The organism is Limnospira sp. PMC 1279.21 (genome assembly GCF_032349615.1).
Lineage (GTDB): Bacteria > Cyanobacteriota > Cyanobacteriia > Cyanobacteriales > Microcoleaceae > Limnospira > Limnospira fusiformis.
Genome location: NZ_JARPLU010000464.1, coordinates 1 through 774 on the forward strand (window position 1 = coordinate 1; position 774 = coordinate 774).

The following is a 774-nucleotide window of genomic DNA, read 5'->3' on the forward strand; positions in this document are numbered from 1 at the left end:
GTTTCATTGACGGCAGAACCCGCCCCTACATTATCGGTGGGTGGGGGCGGGTTTATCAAAATTCCGGTGGGGAAGTTTCATTGACGGCGGAGGCGCGCCCCAACGGGGTGGTAATGTTTTGGGAAATGGGAAATTGATGGGATGGGTGCATTTCGTCTTGGTTCCAATTATAGGGATTATTGACGATATATTCTCGAATTTTTTGTAATGCGTTTTCGTCCCTAATTATATGTTCATAATATCCCCTTTGCCATACAGGAACTTTAGAAAGCGATCGCAATTGATTAATCCTACGGCTAGAAAAAGTTTTGAAACCTTGAACAACTTTTGAGAGAGTATGGCTGTGGTCTGTTAAGATAATGATACCATGAATATGATTAGGCATAATCACAAAACTATCTAACTGAATTAAAGGGTAAACTCTGGTTAGGTTAAACCAATTGAATTTAACCACTTCACCATAACAGTTTAGCATTACAGTTTGGTCTTTAATTTCACCCAATAAGCATTGTTTATGATAAATACAAATTGTGACAAAGTATGCCCCCGGTTGACTGTAATCATATCCTCGAAGACGAATTGATTGGCGGTTATGAATATCAGGATTGTATTTCATATTGATAAACCATCATTAATCATCTGTAGCGGCGTGTTCACGCCCGGTATATGGTAATTGGTAGGGGCGGGTTCACCGGGCTATATCATAGTCACAGATAAGCCATATAAACCCGCCCTATCCCCGCCCAATCAAAGTATCTGTAGGGGCGGGTTCAA

Annotated in this window: 1 protein-coding gene; it reads right to left on the reverse strand. The window is 41.1% G+C overall.

Annotated features, from left to right (window positions below; translation table 11 throughout):
• Nucleotides 1-55: 55 nt before the first annotated feature.
• A complete protein-coding gene (locus P5683_RS25450) occupies nt 56-616 on the reverse strand; it encodes an REP-associated tyrosine transposase (RefSeq protein ID WP_006622573.1) in 561 nt (186 codons plus the stop codon).
• Between the last annotated feature and the right edge of the window lie 158 nt (nt 617-774).